The 16,574-nt window shown below is 70.8% G+C and carries 10 protein-coding genes and 1 pseudogene; 5 read left to right on the forward strand and 6 right to left on the reverse strand.

The annotated features are described in order from the left end of the window. Positions 1 to 29: 29 nt before the first annotated feature. The 3 genes and pseudogenes from ACIBJC_RS31195 to ACIBJC_RS31205 all read left to right on the forward strand — a co-directional run bounded on the left by ACIBJC_RS31195 (position 30) and on the right by ACIBJC_RS31205 (position 4,161). Positions 30 to 820, forward strand: a pseudogene (locus tag ACIBJC_RS31195) (helix-turn-helix domain-containing protein). Positions 821 to 943: 123 nt separating this feature from the next. After that, complete coding sequence (locus ACIBJC_RS31200) at positions 944 to 2,962, forward strand: LodA/GoxA family CTQ-dependent oxidase (RefSeq protein ID WP_399298208.1); 2,019 nt, start codon at positions 944 to 946, stop codon at positions 2,960 to 2,962. Between the two features lie 26 nt (positions 2,963 to 2,988). Continuing rightward, a complete protein-coding gene (locus ACIBJC_RS31205; RefSeq protein ID WP_399298210.1) occupies positions 2,989 to 4,161 on the forward strand; it encodes an NAD(P)/FAD-dependent oxidoreductase in 1,173 nt (390 codons plus the stop codon). Between the two features lie 7 nt (positions 4,162 to 4,168). Here the strand turns inward: ACIBJC_RS31205 and pyk are convergent, their stop codons facing one another. Beyond that, entirely contained in the window at positions 4,169 to 5,602 is a 1,434-nt protein-coding gene (gene pyk, locus ACIBJC_RS31210; protein WP_399298212.1) for a pyruvate kinase, read from the reverse strand. Between the two features lie 146 nt (positions 5,603 to 5,748). Continuing rightward, positions 5,749 to 6,468: an SIMPL domain-containing protein gene (locus ACIBJC_RS31215; RefSeq protein WP_399298214.1), complete on the reverse strand. Its 720-nt coding sequence runs from the start codon at positions 6,466 to 6,468 to the stop codon at positions 5,749 to 5,751. 253 nt (positions 6,469 to 6,721) lie between these two features. Here ACIBJC_RS31215 and ACIBJC_RS31220 point away from each other — a divergent pair, with 253 nt between their 5' ends. Next, on the forward strand, positions 6,722 to 8,533 hold the full coding sequence (locus tag ACIBJC_RS31220) for a bifunctional metallophosphatase/5'-nucleotidase (protein ID WP_399298216.1): 1,812 nt from the start codon (positions 6,722 to 6,724) through the stop codon (positions 8,531 to 8,533). 95 nt (positions 8,534 to 8,628) lie between these two features. Here ACIBJC_RS31220 and ACIBJC_RS31225 read toward each other — a convergent pair whose 3' ends face one another. From ACIBJC_RS31225 to ACIBJC_RS31240, 4 genes are all read right to left on the reverse strand, one after another. Further along, positions 8,629 to 10,068, reverse strand: a complete 1,440-nt coding sequence (locus tag ACIBJC_RS31225; RefSeq protein WP_399298217.1) for a lysine N(6)-hydroxylase/L-ornithine N(5)-oxygenase family protein — start codon at positions 10,066 to 10,068, stop codon at positions 8,629 to 8,631. Between the two features lie 251 nt (positions 10,069 to 10,319). Then, positions 10,320 to 12,863 (reverse strand): aminopeptidase N, encoded by a 2,544-nt coding sequence (gene pepN, locus ACIBJC_RS31230; RefSeq protein WP_399298219.1) that lies wholly within the window; start codon positions 12,861 to 12,863, stop codon positions 10,320 to 10,322. A 176-nt stretch (positions 12,864 to 13,039) separates the two neighbouring features. Continuing rightward, positions 13,040 to 13,411, reverse strand: coding sequence for a chorismate mutase (locus ACIBJC_RS31235; protein WP_399298221.1), 372 nt, complete (start codon positions 13,409 to 13,411; stop codon positions 13,040 to 13,042). Between the two features lie 45 nt (positions 13,412 to 13,456). After that, positions 13,457 to 14,383: an AraC family transcriptional regulator gene (locus tag ACIBJC_RS31240; protein WP_399298223.1), complete on the reverse strand. Its 927-nt coding sequence runs from the start codon at positions 14,381 to 14,383 to the stop codon at positions 13,457 to 13,459. A gap of 220 nt (positions 14,384 to 14,603) precedes the next feature. On the opposite strand from ACIBJC_RS31240, the gene ACIBJC_RS31245 reads away from it, so the two are divergent. After that, complete coding sequence (locus ACIBJC_RS31245) at positions 14,604 to 16,373, forward strand: beta-galactosidase family protein (protein ID WP_399298225.1); 1,770 nt, start codon at positions 14,604 to 14,606, stop codon at positions 16,371 to 16,373. Positions 16,374 to 16,574: the final 201 nt, after the last annotated feature.

Genomic DNA, 16,574 nt, shown 5'->3' on the forward strand with positions numbered 1-16,574 from the left:
GCGACGAAGATCCAGCGAAGCTCCCGTTCATGGAGCAGCATGAACCGTCGATACGCGAAGAAGCACTTGCCCTGTTGAGGCAAGGCTTGACGAACCGAGCCGTGGCAAAACGTCTGAACGTACCGCGCGGAACAATTAGCTGGTGGCGCCACGAAGACCGCCGGAAGTGCGGTGAGACTGTTGCTACGCGCCCCTCGCTGCTCTGTCCTGTCTGCGACAACCGCCCACTCGACCGCCCCGCCTACGCCTACCTGCTAGGGCTGTACCTCGGCGACGGCCACATCAGTCACTACGTGAAGCACAAGGTGCCAACTCTCATGCTCACGCTGGACAACGCGTGGCCGGCTTGCAAGACGCGGCGGAAGCTGCCCTAAGGGCCGTTTTCCCGCACAACGCCACGTGTCGCCTGCGCCGCAAGGGCTGCCAGAACATCAAGGTCTACTTCAAGCACCTTGTCTGCCTGTTCCCCCAGCACGGCCCCGGCAAGAAGCACGAACGGAAGATCGAACTCGTCGCCTGGCAACAGGGCATCGTGGACGAGCACCCATGGGAGTTCATACGCGGGCTCATCCACTCGGATGGCTGCCGCATCACCAACTGGACCGAGAAGAACATCGGCGGCGAACGTAAGCGGTACGAGTACCCCCGCTACTTCTTCTCCAACGCTTCCGCCGACATCCTGCGGCTGTTCGGTGAAACTCTCGACAAAGTCGGCGTCGACTGGAAACCAGTCAGGCAGAGCCGTCTCGTCCAGAACATCTCCGTCGCCAAGCGCGCATCCGTCGCTCTCATGGACGCCCGCATAGGCCCCAAGCACTGACAGAGCCGGCGGACCCGTCTTGGCCTGATCGCGTGAAGCTGTGCTCTCACCCGGGGCGTCAGTGCCGAAAATACTATTGCCGCACCAATGGTGGCCTTCGGAGAAGAAGACCGGAGGCCCTCAATGGATCAGAACATCGTGCGGGTGAAGATCCACCCTGCGATCGGCATCGCCCGCGTCGGTAACAGCGCCGCGGAGTTCTTCGTCGGCCCGGAGTCGCCCGACCGGGTGCCCGAGCAGCCCGGGTTCTACAAGGACGCGGCCGGGGCGGTCAAAAGGCAGGCGGCGCGTTTTCGGCTGTACGGCTACAACGCGGCCGGGGAGGTCGTGCGGGAGCTCAAGCTGAACGAGGGGGGTGTGTCCGAGGTCGCGTGGACCGTGCACCTCGCCAACAAGAAGGCCGCCTGGTACCAGTTCCATGTGGCGCTCGACATCCCCGAGGGCAAGAATCTGGCGCCCGCGCAGTACGGCCTGCGGAACGCCGGTGTCGTGGGGGCCAACCGGAAGAAGCTGGTCAACGATCCGGGAAGCCGGACCGTCCTCGCGTCCGCCGCCGAGACCCGGAAGTTCGACTCCGGGAAGATCATGGACAGGACGGTCTACCTCGGGGAGATCTCCGCCCAGTCCGACGGCCGTCTGCTGGTGCTCGGCGGCATGGGTACGTCCAAGTCCTACGCGAACCAGCCGGCGACGGGGGTCGCCAACAACGACACCTGGTACGACGACACCTCCGACGGCCCGGTGACGGCGACCGTCACCCTTCAGGGCCGCACGCTCACGGCGACGCCCGCCTGGGTCGTGGTCGGCCCTCCGGACTACGCGCCGAACACGAAGAGCGTGCGCACCCTGTACGACCTGCTCCACGACGTGTTCTTCGGCGGTACGCAGCCCCCACCGCAGGTCTCGTTCGCGCACGACATCGAGCCCGTCCTGCGCCGGTTCTGCGATCTCCAGTGGGTCAATCACGGTTTCGCCTCTCAATTCGGCTGGAAGGGCCCGCACGACTTCCTCGCTCCGGCGATGCTGAGCCGTCTCGCCGACGCGTCCGACCGGAACCGGGAGCTGCGCCGTCAGGTGTACATCGCGCTGCGCAACTACGACCGGGACGGGACCTCCCCGCTGCCGTGGCCGTGGGTCTACGGCGACGCGATGGCCACGGCCGCTCATCCGTCCGTACGGCACTATCTGCTGCTGTCCCCGACCCAGGACCGGATGATGGAGCGCTGGGCGGAAGGGAAGTTCACGCCCGGCACGGAGCGGACGGTGTATCCGGAGGTCGACGACGCCCCCGTCGCCGAGCAGCCGGGACTGCTGGACCGCGCGGCGCTGGAGCACTGCGCGGCCGACGCCTTCCACCCGGGCAGTGAGGTGACCTGGCCGATCCGGCGCAGCACCATGTACACGGAGCCGTTTCGGATCCGGCAGCGTGCCGCGGGCGCCTCCGAGCCCGATTACGGGGTGTCGCTCACCCCGGAGAAGGCGCTCGCGCCGAACGGCCCGACGTACGCCCAGGGGCCGGGGGACCTCACTCGGTGGATGGCGGCTCCCTGGCAGACGGATGCGGCGCGCTGCCGTTCCGGTTACGAGGTCCTGGGCAATCTGGGTCCTCGTTACAGTCCGTATCTGCCGACGTTCTGGCCCGCCCATGTGCCCAATCATGTGCTGAAGGAGGACGACTTCGCGGTCGTCAACTCGGCGCCGCCGCCGGGTGATGACGGTGTGCGGGCGACGGCTTTCGAGCGGCGTGCGGTCTGGTTGCGCGGTCTCGTGGGTACGGTCGCGCAGCAGACCAATCAGATGATCACCGACTGGCCGAAGTTCGGCATCGTCGAGGAGCGCGCGTACACCGTGGGGGACGGTGCGTTCCCGGAGAGGATTTCGGTGGAGTCCCGTCCCGCTGCGCCGTTCGATGCCGCGCCGGATACGCGCAATCTGGTCAATCTCCAGGTGCCTCAGGCTGCTTTCCCGCATTTGTCCGCCGCCGCGGGTACGTGGGCGGCGGAGGGTCCTGGTGCGGAGGCGGTGGAGGAGGCGTTGGTGAGTCAGGCGGTGCGTCGGGCTGTGGCGGAGACCCGGTTCACCGAGGAGGAGATCTCCGCCGGTTACGACGAGAGGCTCGACCCGTTCCACGAGGGACTGTGAGCCGAGGGGCTGTGAGCGGCGGGGCTGTGAGCGGCGCGCCGTCCCTCGGTCGTTCCCTGGGCGTGCGTCCCGGCGCCGGGTTCGACGTGGTGGTCGCGGGTGGTGGGCCGGCCGGCTGCGCGGCGGCGCTCGCGCTCGCCCGTGCGGGCCGGAGGGTTCTGCTGGCGGACGCGGGGACGGGCCCGCCGAAGGTCGGGGAGGCGCTCGTGTCCGCCGGTGCGGTGCTGCTGGAGGACCTCGGGGCCGGTGGCGGGGTGCTGGGCTCCGGGCATCTGCCCTGTTACGCGAACCTGTCGGCCTGGGGTTCGTCCGAGTTGCGGGCGGTCGACTTTCTCAACGATCCGCGGGGCCATGGGTGGCATCTGGACCGGAAGGTGTTCGACGGGCGGCTGCGTGACGCGGTGCGTGCGGCGGGGGCCGAGGTGGTCGAGAACGCCGCGGTGCGCCGGCCGGTCCGTCGGCCGGACGGCGGTTGGGTCCTGGTCCTGCGCGGCGCGAGCGGTGACCGTACGGTGCGCTGTCGCTGGCTGGTGGATGCCACGGGACGGGCCGCCGCGGTGGCCGTCGGGCGCGGTGCGCGGCGGCGGTCGTGCGATCGGCTGGCCGCCCTGTGTCTGGTCCTCGGGCCGGCTCCGGGCGCCGTCGAGGGCTGTTCGCTGGTGGAGTCGGACGGGGACGGCTGGTGGTACACGGCGCCGCTGTCCGGGGGGCGTCGGTTGGTGGCCTATTTCACCGATGCCGATCTGCCGTCGGCCGCTCTTCGTACCGCGGAGGAGTTGCGACCGCGTCTTCTGGCGACCCGCCATGTGGGGCGGCGGGCGGAGCCTCATGGTTTCGTCGCGTCGGCGGTGCTGCGGAGGGCGCCCGCGCACAGTGTGTTCCTGGACCGGGTGTGGGGGGACGGCTGGGTCGCGGCCGGGGACGCGGCGGTCGCCTTCGATCCGCTCTCGTCGCAGGGTGTCCTGACCGCCCTGTACACGGGGATGGGCGCCGGGGAGGCTGTGGATGCGTGGTTGCGGGGGGACGTGGCGGCTCTGGGTGGTTACGAGGACGGGGTGCGGCGGGCGCGTGCGGCGTACGTCCGTGGTCACCGGATCGTCCACGCGCGGGAGACCCGCTGGGCCGATCGCGTCTTCTGGGCCCGTCGGCTGGCGGCGGCACGGGACGGCGTACCGCCCCGGGTACGGGCCCGGATGTGACGGGCGGTTACTTCGGGGTGTCGTCCTCGCCGATGTGGTGCACCCGGACGAGGTTCGTGGAGCCTGCCACGCCCGGCGGGGAGCCCGCCGTGATGACGACCACGTCGCCCGGGCGGCAGCGGCCGATGCGCAGGAGTTCTTCGTCGACCTGGGCGACCATGGCGTCGGTGGAGTCCACGTGGGGGCCGAGGAAGGTTTCCACTCCCCAGGTGAGGTTGAGCTGGGAGCGGGTGGCCGGGTCGGGGGTGAAGGCGAGGAGGGGGATCGGGGAGCGGTAGCGGGAGAGGCGTTTGACGGTGTCGCCGGACTGGGTGAAGGCGACGAGGAACTTCGCGCCGAGGAAGTCGCCCATCTCCGCCGCCGCGCGGGCGACCGCGCCGGCCTGGGTGCGGGGTTTGTTGTGGTCCGTGAGGGGTGGGAGGCCGTTGGCGAGGATGTCCTCCTCCGCGGCCTCCACGATGCGGCCCATGGTCCTGACGGTTTCGACGGGGTATTTGCCGACGCTGGTCTCGCCGGAGAGCATCACGGCGTCGGTGCCGTCGATCACGGCGTTGGCGACGTCGGACGCCTCGGCGCGGGTGGGGCGGGAGTTGTCGATCATCGAGTCGAGCATCTGGGTGGCGACGATGACCGGTTTGGCGTTGCGCCTGGCGAGTTTGATGGCGCGTTTCTGGACGATCGGCACCTGTTCGAGGGGCATTTCGACGCCGAGGTCGCCTCGGGCGACCATGATGCCGTCGAAGGCGGCAACGATGTCATCGATGTTCTCGACGGCCTGGGGTTTCTCGACCTTGGCGATGACGGGGAGCCTGCGGTGTTCTTCGTCCATGATGCGGTGGACGTCGTCGATGTCGGCGCCGCTGCGCACGAAGGAGAGGGCGATGATGTCGGCGCCGAGGTGGAGCGCCCAGCGGAGGTCGTCGATGTCCTTGTCGGAGAGCGCGGGGACGGAGACGGCGACGCCGGGGAGGTTGAGGCCCTTGTGGTCGGAGACCATGCCGCCTTCGACCACGAGGGTGCGGACCCGGGGTCCGTCGACGGAGGTGACTTCGAGGGTGACCCTGCCGTCGTCCACGAGGATGCGCTCGCCCGTGGTGACGTCGGCGGCGAGTCCTTCGTAGGTGGTGGAGCAGGTGTGGCGGTCGCCTTCGTGGGGTTCGACGGTGATGGTGAACTCGTCGCCGCGTTCAAGGAGTACGGGGCCTTCGTGGAAGCGGCCGAGGCGGATCTTCGGGCCTTGAAGGTCGGCGAGGATTCCGACGCTGCGGCCGGTTTCGTCGGCGGCTTTCCGTACGCGCTGGTAGCGCTCCTCGTGTTCGGCGTGGGTGCCGTGGCTGAGGTTGAGGCGGGCGATGTCCATTCCGGCTTCGACCAGTGCTTTGATCTGGTCGTACGAGTCGGTGGCGGGCCCCAGGGTGCAGACGATCTTCGCTCGGCGCATAGGTCGAGCGTAGAGCTTACCCACCGGTAGGGAATTGGGTCTGCATGACTGCTCAACAACCTTTGCGTGAAAGGTTGTTGGCAGGGTTTAAGTGTGCGCGGGGGTGCTCCGATGAGCACTTTCGGAGCGGTCGGATTCCGGCGGATTCAGGAACTGAGATCCGGCGGGGTCATCGTGAAGCGCGCGTTCACCTGTGCGTAGACGGTCTGCCGCTGCGGTTCGAGGTCGAGCGCGGGCGCGGCCTCCTCGGAGCTCGCGCCTCCGTACGCGACGCTGCGCATGGCTCCGGGGGCGGCGGGCATCCCGTATCCCCCGCTGTTCTCCGCGCCGATGTCGGCCAGCTCGACCAGGGCGGCGAGGCGGGCGCCGAGCGCTTCCGCGTACTCCCGGGCGCGCTGGACCGCTTCCCGTACGGCCTGGCGGCGGGCCTCACCGCGGGCCGGGGAGTCGGGGCGCAGGGACCACCAGGGGCCGGCGACGCTGGTGAGTTCGAGGTCGGCGATACGGGTGGTGAGTTCACCCAGAGCGGTGAAGTCGGCGAGTTCGACGGTGAGGTGGACGCGGCCGTGGTAGGCGCGGACGCGTTCGCCGCGGCCGTGCTTGCTCAGCTCGGGGCTGATGGAGAAGGCGCCGGTCTCCAGTTTCTCGACGGCGTCGCCGTAGCTCTTGACGAGGTCGAGGACCCAGGTGTTGCGCCGGGTGAGGTCGTCGAGGGCGGTGCGCCGGTCGGTGCCGCGGGCGCCGACGGTGATGGAGATACGGGCGATCTCGGGGTCGACTTCGAGCCGTGCTTCGCCGCGGACGGCGACCCTGGGCGTGTCGGGGGTGCCGTAGGAGGGGGCGGGGGTCGGGGTGTCGGTGGTCATGGGGGCGGCTCCCTCGTACGTACGGCGATGGCGGTCCGTGCTGCTGTGCTCGTCCGTGCTGCAGTGCCTGTCCGTGCTGCTGTGCCCACTCTCGCATCCGGGTCCGACACTCTCCGCGTGAGACCGGGGACACGACCTCTGGCAGTCATCTGATCGAAACCGTCAGGGGGTGTTGCCGTGCGGTGGTTCTGAGCCAGAATCTACGCGCGTTGTGCAATGGATCGTTGCGCGATGGATCGAGGGAGAAGAAGAAATGCCGCTGAACCGTAGGACGCTCCTGGGCAGTGCGGCCGTCGCCGGTGCCGGAGCGGCGCTGGCCGCCGGGGGTACGGCCCCGGCGCAGGCCGCCGGGCAGGGTCAGGGTTCCGCTCATGGACGTCCGCCGAAGCGGTACGCGTTCACGGTGATGGGGACGACCGACCTGCACGGGAACGTCTTCAACTGGGACTACTTCACGGACAAGGAGTTCGACGACGCCGCCCACAACGACGTCGGTCTGGCGAAGATCTCGACGCTGGTCGATCAGATCCGTCAGGAGAAGGGCCGGCACAACACGCTGCTGATCGACGCGGGTGACACCATCCAGGGCACCCAGCTCTCGTACTACTACGCGAAGGTCGACCCGATCACCGCGAAGCGCGGTCCGGTGCATCCGATGGCGCAGGCGATGAACGCGATCGGTTACGACGCGGCGGCGCTCGGGAACCACGAGTTCAACTACGGCATTCCGGTGCTGCGCAAGTTCGAGGAGCAGGTGCGTTTTCCGCTGCTCGGGGCGAACGCGCTGGACGCGAAGACGCTGAAGCCGGCGTTCGCGCCGTATGTCATCAAGAAGCTGCGGACGCCGGGCGGCCGTGAGGTGCGGGTGGCGATTCTCGGGCTGACCAACCCCGGGATCGCGATCTGGGACAAGGCGAACGTCCAGGGGAAGATGACCTTCCCGGGTCTGGAGGAGCAGGCGGCGAAGTGGGTGCCGAAGCTGCGTTCGATGGGCGCGGATGTGGTGATCGTGTCGGCGCACTCGGGGTCGGACGGTTCGTCGTCGTACGGTGACCAGCTTCCGTACGTGGAGAACGCGGCGGGTCTGGTGGCCGAGCGGGTGCCGGGCATCGACGCGATCCTGGTCGGGCACGCGCATGTGGAGATCCCGGAGCGCCGGGTGGTCAACAAGGCGAGCGGTAAGGACGTGGTGCTGTCCGAGCCGCTCAAGTGGGGTCAGCGGCTGACGCTCTTCGACTTCGAGCTGGTGTGGGAGCGGGGGCGCTGGACGGTCGAGAAGGTCACGTCGAAGGTCCTCAACTCGAACACGGTCGCGGAGGACAAGAAGATCACGCGGCTGCTGTCGGACGAGCACCGCAAGGTCGTCGCGTACGTCAACCAGGTGATCGGTACGTCGACGGCGGCGATGTCCACGGCCGACGCGCCGTGGAAGGACGAGCCGATCATCGACCTGATCAACCATGTTCAGGCGGAGACGGTGAAGGCGGCGCTGGCGGGCGGCGAGTGGGCGGCGCTGCCGGTGCTCTCCCAGGCGTCGTGCTTCTCGCGTACGGCGGGGATCCCGGCCGGCGAGGTGACGATCAAGGACGCGGCGGGGCTGTACCCGTTCGAGAACACGCTGGAGGCGCGGCTGGTGACCGGCGCGCAGATACTGGCGTACCTGGAGTACTCGGCGAAGTACTACGTGCGGACGGCGGCGGGTGCGCCGGTGGACACGTCGAAGCTGACGAACGCGGACGGTACGCCGGACTACAACTACGACGTGGTGTCGGGGCTGACGTACGAGATCGACATCGCGAAGCCCGCGGGTTCGCGGATCGTGGATCCGCGGTTCGGCGGGCAGCCGCTGGATCCGGCGGCGACGTTCGTGCTGGCGGTGAACAACTACCGGGCGAGCGGCGGCGGGAACTTCCCGCACATCGCCGGGGCGCGGCAGCTCTGGTCGAACTCGGACGAGATCCGTAACACGATCATCGGTTGGGTGAAGGCGGCTGGCACGGTCGATCCGTCGGCGTTCGCGTCGGTGGACTGGAAGCTGACGCGGGACGGTACGCCGGTCTTCTGAGCCGTCCGTACGCCGGTCTCCCGAGCCGTCCGCCGGACCTGAGGTCCGCCGGACCTGAGGGGCCGGGTTCTGTCCCGTCGTGTTCAGCGGAGTGTTCAGCGGACCTCGGTGAGCGGGACCAGGTCCCTCGGTGCGGGCACCGTGGGGGTCCGGTCCTGGCCGTCGAGTCCGAAGGTGGTGAAGGCGGTGCGCCGGGGCAGGGTGTAGGGCTCTGTCCCGGTGAGGTGGCCCATGAGGTGGTTGAGGATGGTCGCGCCGCGCCACGCGGCGAGTCCGAGGTCGGGTGCGCCGACGCCGTGGGTGTGCCGGTCGGCGTTCTGTACGTAGGCGGAGCCGCTGACGCTCGGGTCGAGGACGAGCCGGTGGTGTGCGTCGATGCGGGGGCGTCCCGAGCCGTCCCTGCACATGTACGGGTCGAGTCCGGCGAGGAGCCGGTCGAGGGAGCGTTCCCGGTAGCCGGTGGCGAGGACGACGGCGTCGGTGGTGAGCCGGGTGCGGGTGGCCTGCCTGCGGTGTTCCAGGTGGAGTTCGAGCTTGGTGGTGCCGACGCGGCCCGCGGTACGGATCTGGACGCCGGGGGTGAGGACGGCGTCGGGCCAGCCGCCGTGGAGGGTGCGGCGGTACAGCTCGTCGTGAATGGCGGCGATGGTCTCGGGGCTGATGCCTTTGTGGAGCTGCCACTGGCTGGGGAGGAGCTCGTCGCGGGCGTGTTCGGGCAGGGCGTGGAAGTAGCGGGTGTAGTCGGGGGTGAACTGTTCCAGGCCGAGCTTGGAGTACTCCATGGGCGCGAAGGCTTCGGTACGGGCCAGCCAGTGGATCCGCTCGGCTCCGGCGGGGCGGGCGCGCAGCAGGTCGAGGAAGACCTCGGCGCCGGACTGGCCTGAGCCGATGACGGTGATGTGTCCCGCGGCGAGGAGCCGGTCGCGCTGGTCGAGGTAGTCGGCCGAGTGGACGACGGGGACGGTGGGGGCGTCGACGAGCGGCCTGAGCGGGTCGGGTACGTACGGTTCGGTGCCGATCCCGAGGGCGATGTGGCGGGTGTAGGCGCGGCCGAGGGCTTCGACCTCGCCGTCGGGGTCGAGCTGGGTGAAGTCGACCTCGAACAGGTCGCGTTCGCCGTTCCAGCGGACGGCGTCGACCTGGTGGCCGAAGTGGAGTCCGGGGAGTTGTTCGCTGACCCAGCGGCAGTAGGCGTCGTACTCGGCGCGCTGGATGTGGAAGCGCTCGGCGAAGTAGAAGGGGAAGAGCCGGTCGCGGGCCTTGAGGTAGCTGAGGAACGACCAGGGGCTCGCGGGGTCGGCGAGGGTGACCAGGTCCGCGAGGAACGGGACCTGGAGGGTGGCGCCGTCGATGAGCAGCCCGGGGTGCCAGTGGAAGGCGGGGCTCTGGTCGAAGAAGGCGGTGGTGAGGGGGGATCGGGCGCCGTCGGGGCCCGGGATGCCGTCGGCGAGGGCGGCGAGGGAGAGGTTGAACGGGCCGATGCCGATGCCCACCAGGTCGTGGGGGTGGGCGAGGTCGGTGGGGTGGGCGGTCATCGGCGTGTGCTGCCTTCCACGAGTGGTGGTGTCTGGCAAGCACAACGAGGCGACGCTGTCAGGGGTATCGGGGGATCCGGCGCCGGTCGCCGAAGAGGCTGAAAAACACTCCGGGGTCCGTGGCCCCCGGCCGGGTTTCACGGCCCCCGGCCAGGTCCCTCGGACAGCGGCCGGGTCCCTCGGACAGCGGCCCGGTCCTGCCGGGGGCCGGCCTGGCGCGAGGCCGGGCCCCGGCGGATTCCGTGCGGGGTTCAGCCCGTACGGACCCGCAGCGCGCGGGCCAGGTCGTCGATCTGGTCGACCAGCTTACGGCGCAGGGACGGGATCATCTCCGTACCGTCCAGGCAGTTCCGGCCGAGCCGCAGCGCTTCCTCGTCGACGGCGTACGCGGGGAAGGCGTAGCGGCCGGCGGCGTCGGCGATGGCGGGGCCGCGGCGGTCGGCGAGGGCGATGGCCTCGGGGTAGAAGCGGGGGACGTACTCCCGTACGAGGTCGGCCTGTTCGGGTTGCCAGAAGCCCTTGGCGGTGGCGGTGAAGAGGTAGTTGGACAGCTCGTCGGTCTCGAAGAGCCGGCCCCAGGCGCGGGCCTTGGCCTCCGGGTCGGGGAGGGCGGCGCGGCAGTGGGCGGCGCCCTCCTGGCCGGTGGCGCTGGGGTCGCGGTCGAGTTCGGCGTCGATGGTGGCGGTGTCGACGGCGCCGAGGACGGCGAGGCGGGTGAGGACGCGCCAGCGCAGTTCGGGGTCGAGTTCGGGGCCGCCGGGGACGCTGCCGGAGTCGAGCCAGTCCTGGAGGGGGTCGGGCTGGGTGGTGGCGTCGATGAAGTGGCGTACGGCGGTGAGGCGCAGGCCGGGGTGGTTGCCGTCCTCGGTGCGGCGGATGAGGTCGCGGCAGAGTGCGGTGAGGGTGGCGAGTGCGGCGGGCCGCTGTTCGGCGGTGAGGTAGCGGTCGGTGATCTGGGTGGCGGCGAAGGCGAGGACGCCTTCGGCGAGGGCGACGTCGGTCTCGTGGGGCAGGTGGGTGCGGGCGGCGTCGAGGTAGGCGGTGGGGGCGAGTTCCCCGTCGCGGACCATGTCGCGGGCGGCGTTCCACAGGACGGTACGGGTGAGGGGTTCGGGGATGCCGGAGAGGGTGCGCAGCGCGGTGTCCCAGGAGGGCGCGTCGAGGCGGACCTTGGCGTAGGTGTAGTCGCCGTCGTTGAGGAGGACGAGGGCGGGCCTGCGGCCGGGGAGGGTGAGGGGCTCGGTGAGGGGGAGGTCGAGTTCGAGCCGGTCGCGTGCGACGAGGCGGGCGGGGTGGGCGCCGTCGTCGGGGGCGGTGTCGTACGTACCGACGGTGAGGCGGTGGGGGCGGCTGCCGTCGCGGTCGACGTCGAGGGTCCAGCGGGTGGCGTGGTCGGTGATCCGGGGGGTGAGGGTGTCGACGCCGGTGGTACGGAGCCACTGCTCGGCCCAGGCGTGGACGTCACGGTCGGTGGCGTGGGCGAGGGAGTCGATGAAGTCGGCGAGGGTGGCGTTGCCGAACTTGTGGCGGGCGAAGTGGTTGTTGATACCGGCGAGGAAGTCCTTCTCGCCGAGCCAGGCGACGAGTTGGCGGAGCGCGGAGGCGCCCTTGGCGTAGGAGATGCCGTCGAAGTTGAGGAGCGCCGAGGCGGTGTCGGGGACGGCGGCGGGGTCGGGGGCGACGGGGTGGGTGGAAGGGCGCTGGTCGGCGTCGTACCCCCAGCCCTTGCGCCAGATGCCGAAGTCGACCCAGGTGTCGGTGAAGCGGGTGGCCTCGGTGAGGGTCTGGTAGCCCATGTACTCGGCGAAGGACTCGTTGAGCCAGATGTCGTCCCACCAGGTGAGGGTGACGAGGTCGCCGAACCACATGTGGGCCATTTCGTGGGCGATGACCATGGCGCGGGTCTGGCGCTCGTTGTCGGTGACGGCGGAGCGGTAGACGAATTCGTCGCGGAAGGTGACGAGGCCGGGGTTCTCCATGGCGCCCGCGTTGAACTCGGGGACGAAGGCCTGGTCGTAGGAGTCGAAGGGGTACGGCTCCTCGAACTTCTCGTGGTAGCGGTCGTAGCAGGCGCGGGTGACCTCGAAGATCTCGTCGGCGTCGGTGTCGAGGTGGGGGGCGAGGGAGCGGCGGCAGTGGATGCCGAAGGGCAGGCCGGCGTGTTCGGTGCGGATGCTGTGCCAGGGGCCCGCGGCGACGGCGACGAGGTAGGTGGAGATGCGGGGTGTGGGGGCGAGACTCCAGCGGCCCGCGCCGCCCTGTCGGGAGCCCTCCTGCTCCGTACCCCCGTGCTCCGGGCCGGTCCGCTCGGCGATTCCGTTGCCGAGGACGGTCCACCGGTCGGGCGCGGTGACGGTCAGCTCGAAGACGGCCTTGAGGTCGGGCTGGTCGAAGGCGGCGAAGACGCGCTGGACGTCCTCCATGAAGAGCTGGGTGTAGACGTACGTCTCGCCGTCGGTGGGGTCGGTGAAGCGGTGCATGCCCTCGCCGGTACGGGAGTACCGCATGGCGGCGTCGACGCGCAGCTCGTGCGCGCCCGGAGTGAGCCCGGTGAGCGCGAGCCGGTTCCCGTCGAGGGCGGCGGGGTCCAGGGACGCGCCGTCGAGGGTGACGGTGCGCAGGGTGGCGGGCTTCAGCTCGACGAAGGTGTCTCCGGCCGCCCGGACCGTGAACTGTATGACGGTGCTGGAGTCGAAGGTGTCCTCGCCGGTGGTCAGATCGAGGGCGATCGTGTACCGCTGGACGTCGAGGAGCCGGGCTCGGGTCTGCGCTTCGTCGCGCGTCAGTACGGGCATGGGGCCATGCTGCCCGATGGTCCTGGGGCCGCGCAGCAAGGTTCTTTGCGCTGTGAGCGCACGGATCCATCCCGCCGGATCCCCCCTCCGGGGGCCGCGGCGGGATCCGTCTCAGGCGTGGTGCTCAGGTATGGTGCCCAGGCGTGGTGCCCAGGCGTCGTACTCAGGCGTCGTACTCAGGCGTCGTGGCCGCGGGTCTCGCCGGCGATCGTCTCGTGGTGGCGGATCACCTCGGCGATGATGAAGTTGAGCAGCTTCTCCGCGAAGGCCGGGTCGAGGCGGGCGCTCTTCGCGAGCTCGCGCAGCCGGGTGATCTGGCGGGCCTCGCGGGCCGGGTCGGCCGGGGGGAGGTGGTGTTCGGCCTTGAGGAAGCCGACCTGCTGGGTGGCTTTGAAGCGTTCGGCGAGCATGTGTACGACGGCGGCGTCGATGTTGTCGATGCTCTCGCGGAGCCGGGTCAGCTCGGATTGCACCGACGCGTCGATGGCGCTACCGCTGTGGCCGTCGCCGTCGCTGCCAGGAGGGGTGCCGGGGGCGCTCGTGGTCATGGTCATGCAGCTTAGACGGAGCGGGGCCCCGGGCTCCCGGGGTGGTCAGAATGCGGGATCCCCTGCTTCCCGTACGCCGGGCGCCTCCTCCTCCCGTACGCCGGGCGCCTCCTCCTCCCGTATGCCGGGCGCTTCCTCTCCCCCGCCCGGCACCGTACGGCTCTGCTGCTCCCGGAACCGTACGGGCGCGGTCCCGACCCGGCGCGTGAACAGCCGGGAGAAGTAGGCGGGGTCGTCGTAGCCGACCCGGCGGGCGACGGCCGCGACGGGGAGTTCGGTGGCCACGAGGAGTTCCTTGGCGTGGCCGAGGCGGATCCCCAGCAGGTAGTCCTTCGGGCTGCGCCCGGAGGCCCGGCGTACGGCGGTGCGCAGGGCGGCCGGGGTCATCCCGTGGCGGGCCGCGTGGTCGGCGACCGTGAGCGGCAGGCAGGCGTCGCGGGCGAGCGCCTGGAGTACGGGGTCGCCCTCGGCGTCGGTGTCGGCGCGGGCGCGGCGCAGGGCGACGAGCAGTTCGTGGACGGCGGCGCCGGTCTCGACTTCGAGCAGGGGGTTGCCGTGGCGGGCGGCGCGGGCGATCCGGGCGACGGCGGCGCGGGCGCCGGTCGCGTCGGAGAGGGGGACGACGGGCCGGTCCGGTTCGATGTAGCCGAGTTCTGTGTAGGTGGCGGTGGCGGGTCCGGCGAAGTCGACGAAGCTCTCGTCCCAGCCGCCCTGCCGGTCGGGGCCGTAGTGGTGGGCGACGCCGGGCGTGAGCCAGAGCAGCGCGGGCGCGGTGACGGTGGTGCGGCGTCCGTCGGCGGAGCGGAACCAGCCGCTGCCCGTACTGATGACGACGGCGACGTGGTGGTCGAGGGTGCGGGGTCCGACGACGGGGATGGCGCCCTGCTGGAGGCCGACGCCGAGGCAGACGAGCCCGAGGCCGTGGTGGACCGGCCCGGGGCTGAAGAACCGCATCCAGGTGTGGTAGGTCATCCGCTACGTCGTCCCCTCCCCGGTCTTCTCCCCGCCGTTCCGTCCAACCAGTGCTGATCTTTGTCCATGGACCGTGCGGACGCCACCGGGAGAGGGTTGGTCCGGCGGACGCGACGGCGCACGGGACGGCGGGCACGACGGCGGGCAGGACGGCCGACACGACAGCCGGCGGGGCGGCCGACACGACGGCGGACAACCAGAACGGACGGTGGCTGAGCCGATGACCGAATTCACTGTGGGGAAAGAGCACTTCGAGGTGGACGGCCGTCCGGTACGGCTGCTGTCCGGCGCGCTGCACTACTTCCGGATCCATGAGGAGCACTGGGCGCACCGGCTCGGGATGCTGCGCGCGATGGGCCTCAACTGTGTGGAGACGTACGTCCCGTGGAACCTGCACGAGCCGGAGCCCGGCCGGTTCCACGAGGTCGAGGCGCTCGGCCGGTTCCTGGACGCGGCGCACGCGGCCGGGCTGTGGGCGATCGTCCGGCCGGGCCCGTACATCTGCGCGGAGTGGGAGAACGGCGGACTGCCGCACTGGCTGACGGGGCCGCTGGGCGCGCGGGTGCGGACCAGGGACGCGGAGTTCCTGGGCGCGGTGGGGCGCTGGTACGGGGAGCTGCTGCCGCGGGTGGCGGCCAGGGAGATCGGCCGGGGCGGTCCGGTGATCATGGTGCAGGTGGAGAACGAGTACGGGAGTTACGGCACCGACCAGGTCTATCTGGAGCGGCTGACGGAGCTGACGCGCACCTGCGGGATCACGGTTCCGCTGGTCACCTCGGACGGCCCCGAGGAGCACATGCTGACGGGCGGCCTGGTCCCGGGGCTCCTCGCGACCGTCAACTTCGGTTCGGGCGCGGGCGCGGCCTTCGAGACGCTGCGCCGGTACCGTCCCGAAGGCCCGCTGATGTGCATGGAGTTCTGGTGCGGCTGGTTCGAGCACTGGGGCGGTAAGCCGGTCGTACGGGATGCCGCGGACGCGGCGGGCGCGCTGCGGGAGATCCTGGAGGCGGGCGCCTCCGTCAATGTGTACATGGCGCACGGCGGGACGAACTTCGCCGGGTGGGCCGGGGCGAACCGGGCCGGTGAGCTGAACGGCGGGGCGCTGGAGCCGGATGTGACCTCGTACGACTACGACGCGCCGATCGACGAGGCGGGCCGCCCGACGGAGAAGTTCCGGCTGTTCCGCGAGGTGTTCGCGGAGTACCAGGAGGGTCCGCTGCCGGAGATCCCGCAGGCGCCGCCCGTGCTGGCCGCGCCCGTGACGGCGGAGTTCACCGGGTGGGCGCCGCTGGACGCGGTCCTGGAGACGCTCGGCGGCCCCGAGTCGCAGTCGGTACTGCCCCCGACGTTCGAGGAGCTGGGCGTGGACCGGGGGCTGGTCCGCTACCGGGTGGACATCCCGGGGCCGCGCACCCCGCAGCGGCTCACGCTGGCCGGGCTGCGCGATCTGGCGGTGGTGTACGTGGACGGCGTACGGGCCCAGGCGGGCGCGCTGAGCGACGGGGAGCCGACGCTGACGGAGCCGGTGGCCGGGCCCGCGTCCGTGGACATCTGGGTGGAGTCGCTGGCGCGGATCAACTACGGGCCGAGCCTGGGCGAGTCGAAGGGCATCACGGGCGGGGTGCTGCACGAGCGGCAGTATCTGCACGGGGTACGGGCGCGGGGGCTGCGGCTCGACGCGTTCGACGACACGGAGGCGGTGGCCCGCATCCCGTACGGGGCGGTACCGGAAGGGCTGCGGGACGGAGGGGGCGAACGCGGGCTGTACCGGGCCGCGTTCACGGTCACGGGCGCCGGTGACGCCCGGCTGACGCTGCCGTCCTGGACCCGCGGCTTCGTCTGGGTGAACGGTTTCTGCCTGGGCCGCTACTGGTCCGCGGGTCCGCAGGAGTCGCTGTACGTCCCGGGTCCGGTGCTGCGCGAGGGCGCCAACGAGCTGTGGGTTCTGGAGCTGGACGCCGCGGGTGAGCCCCAGGCGCATCTGGCCTGAGCGCCTGAGACAGGAATGAGGGGGGGGGGGGGGGGGGGGGGGGGCGGGGGGGGGGGCCCCCCCCCCGCCGGGGGGGGGGGGGGGGGGGGGGGGGGGGGGGGCAGGGGACGCGCCCGGACCGTCGGGGGTCGTCAGGCCGGGTGCCGCTGGGCGCCCGCCGGGCGCCGGCGGGCGTCGTCCCGGAGCAGGCCGATCCGCGCC

Source organism: Streptomyces sp. NPDC050509, from assembly GCF_044457965.1.
Lineage (GTDB): Bacteria > Actinomycetota > Actinomycetes > Streptomycetales > Streptomycetaceae > Streptomyces.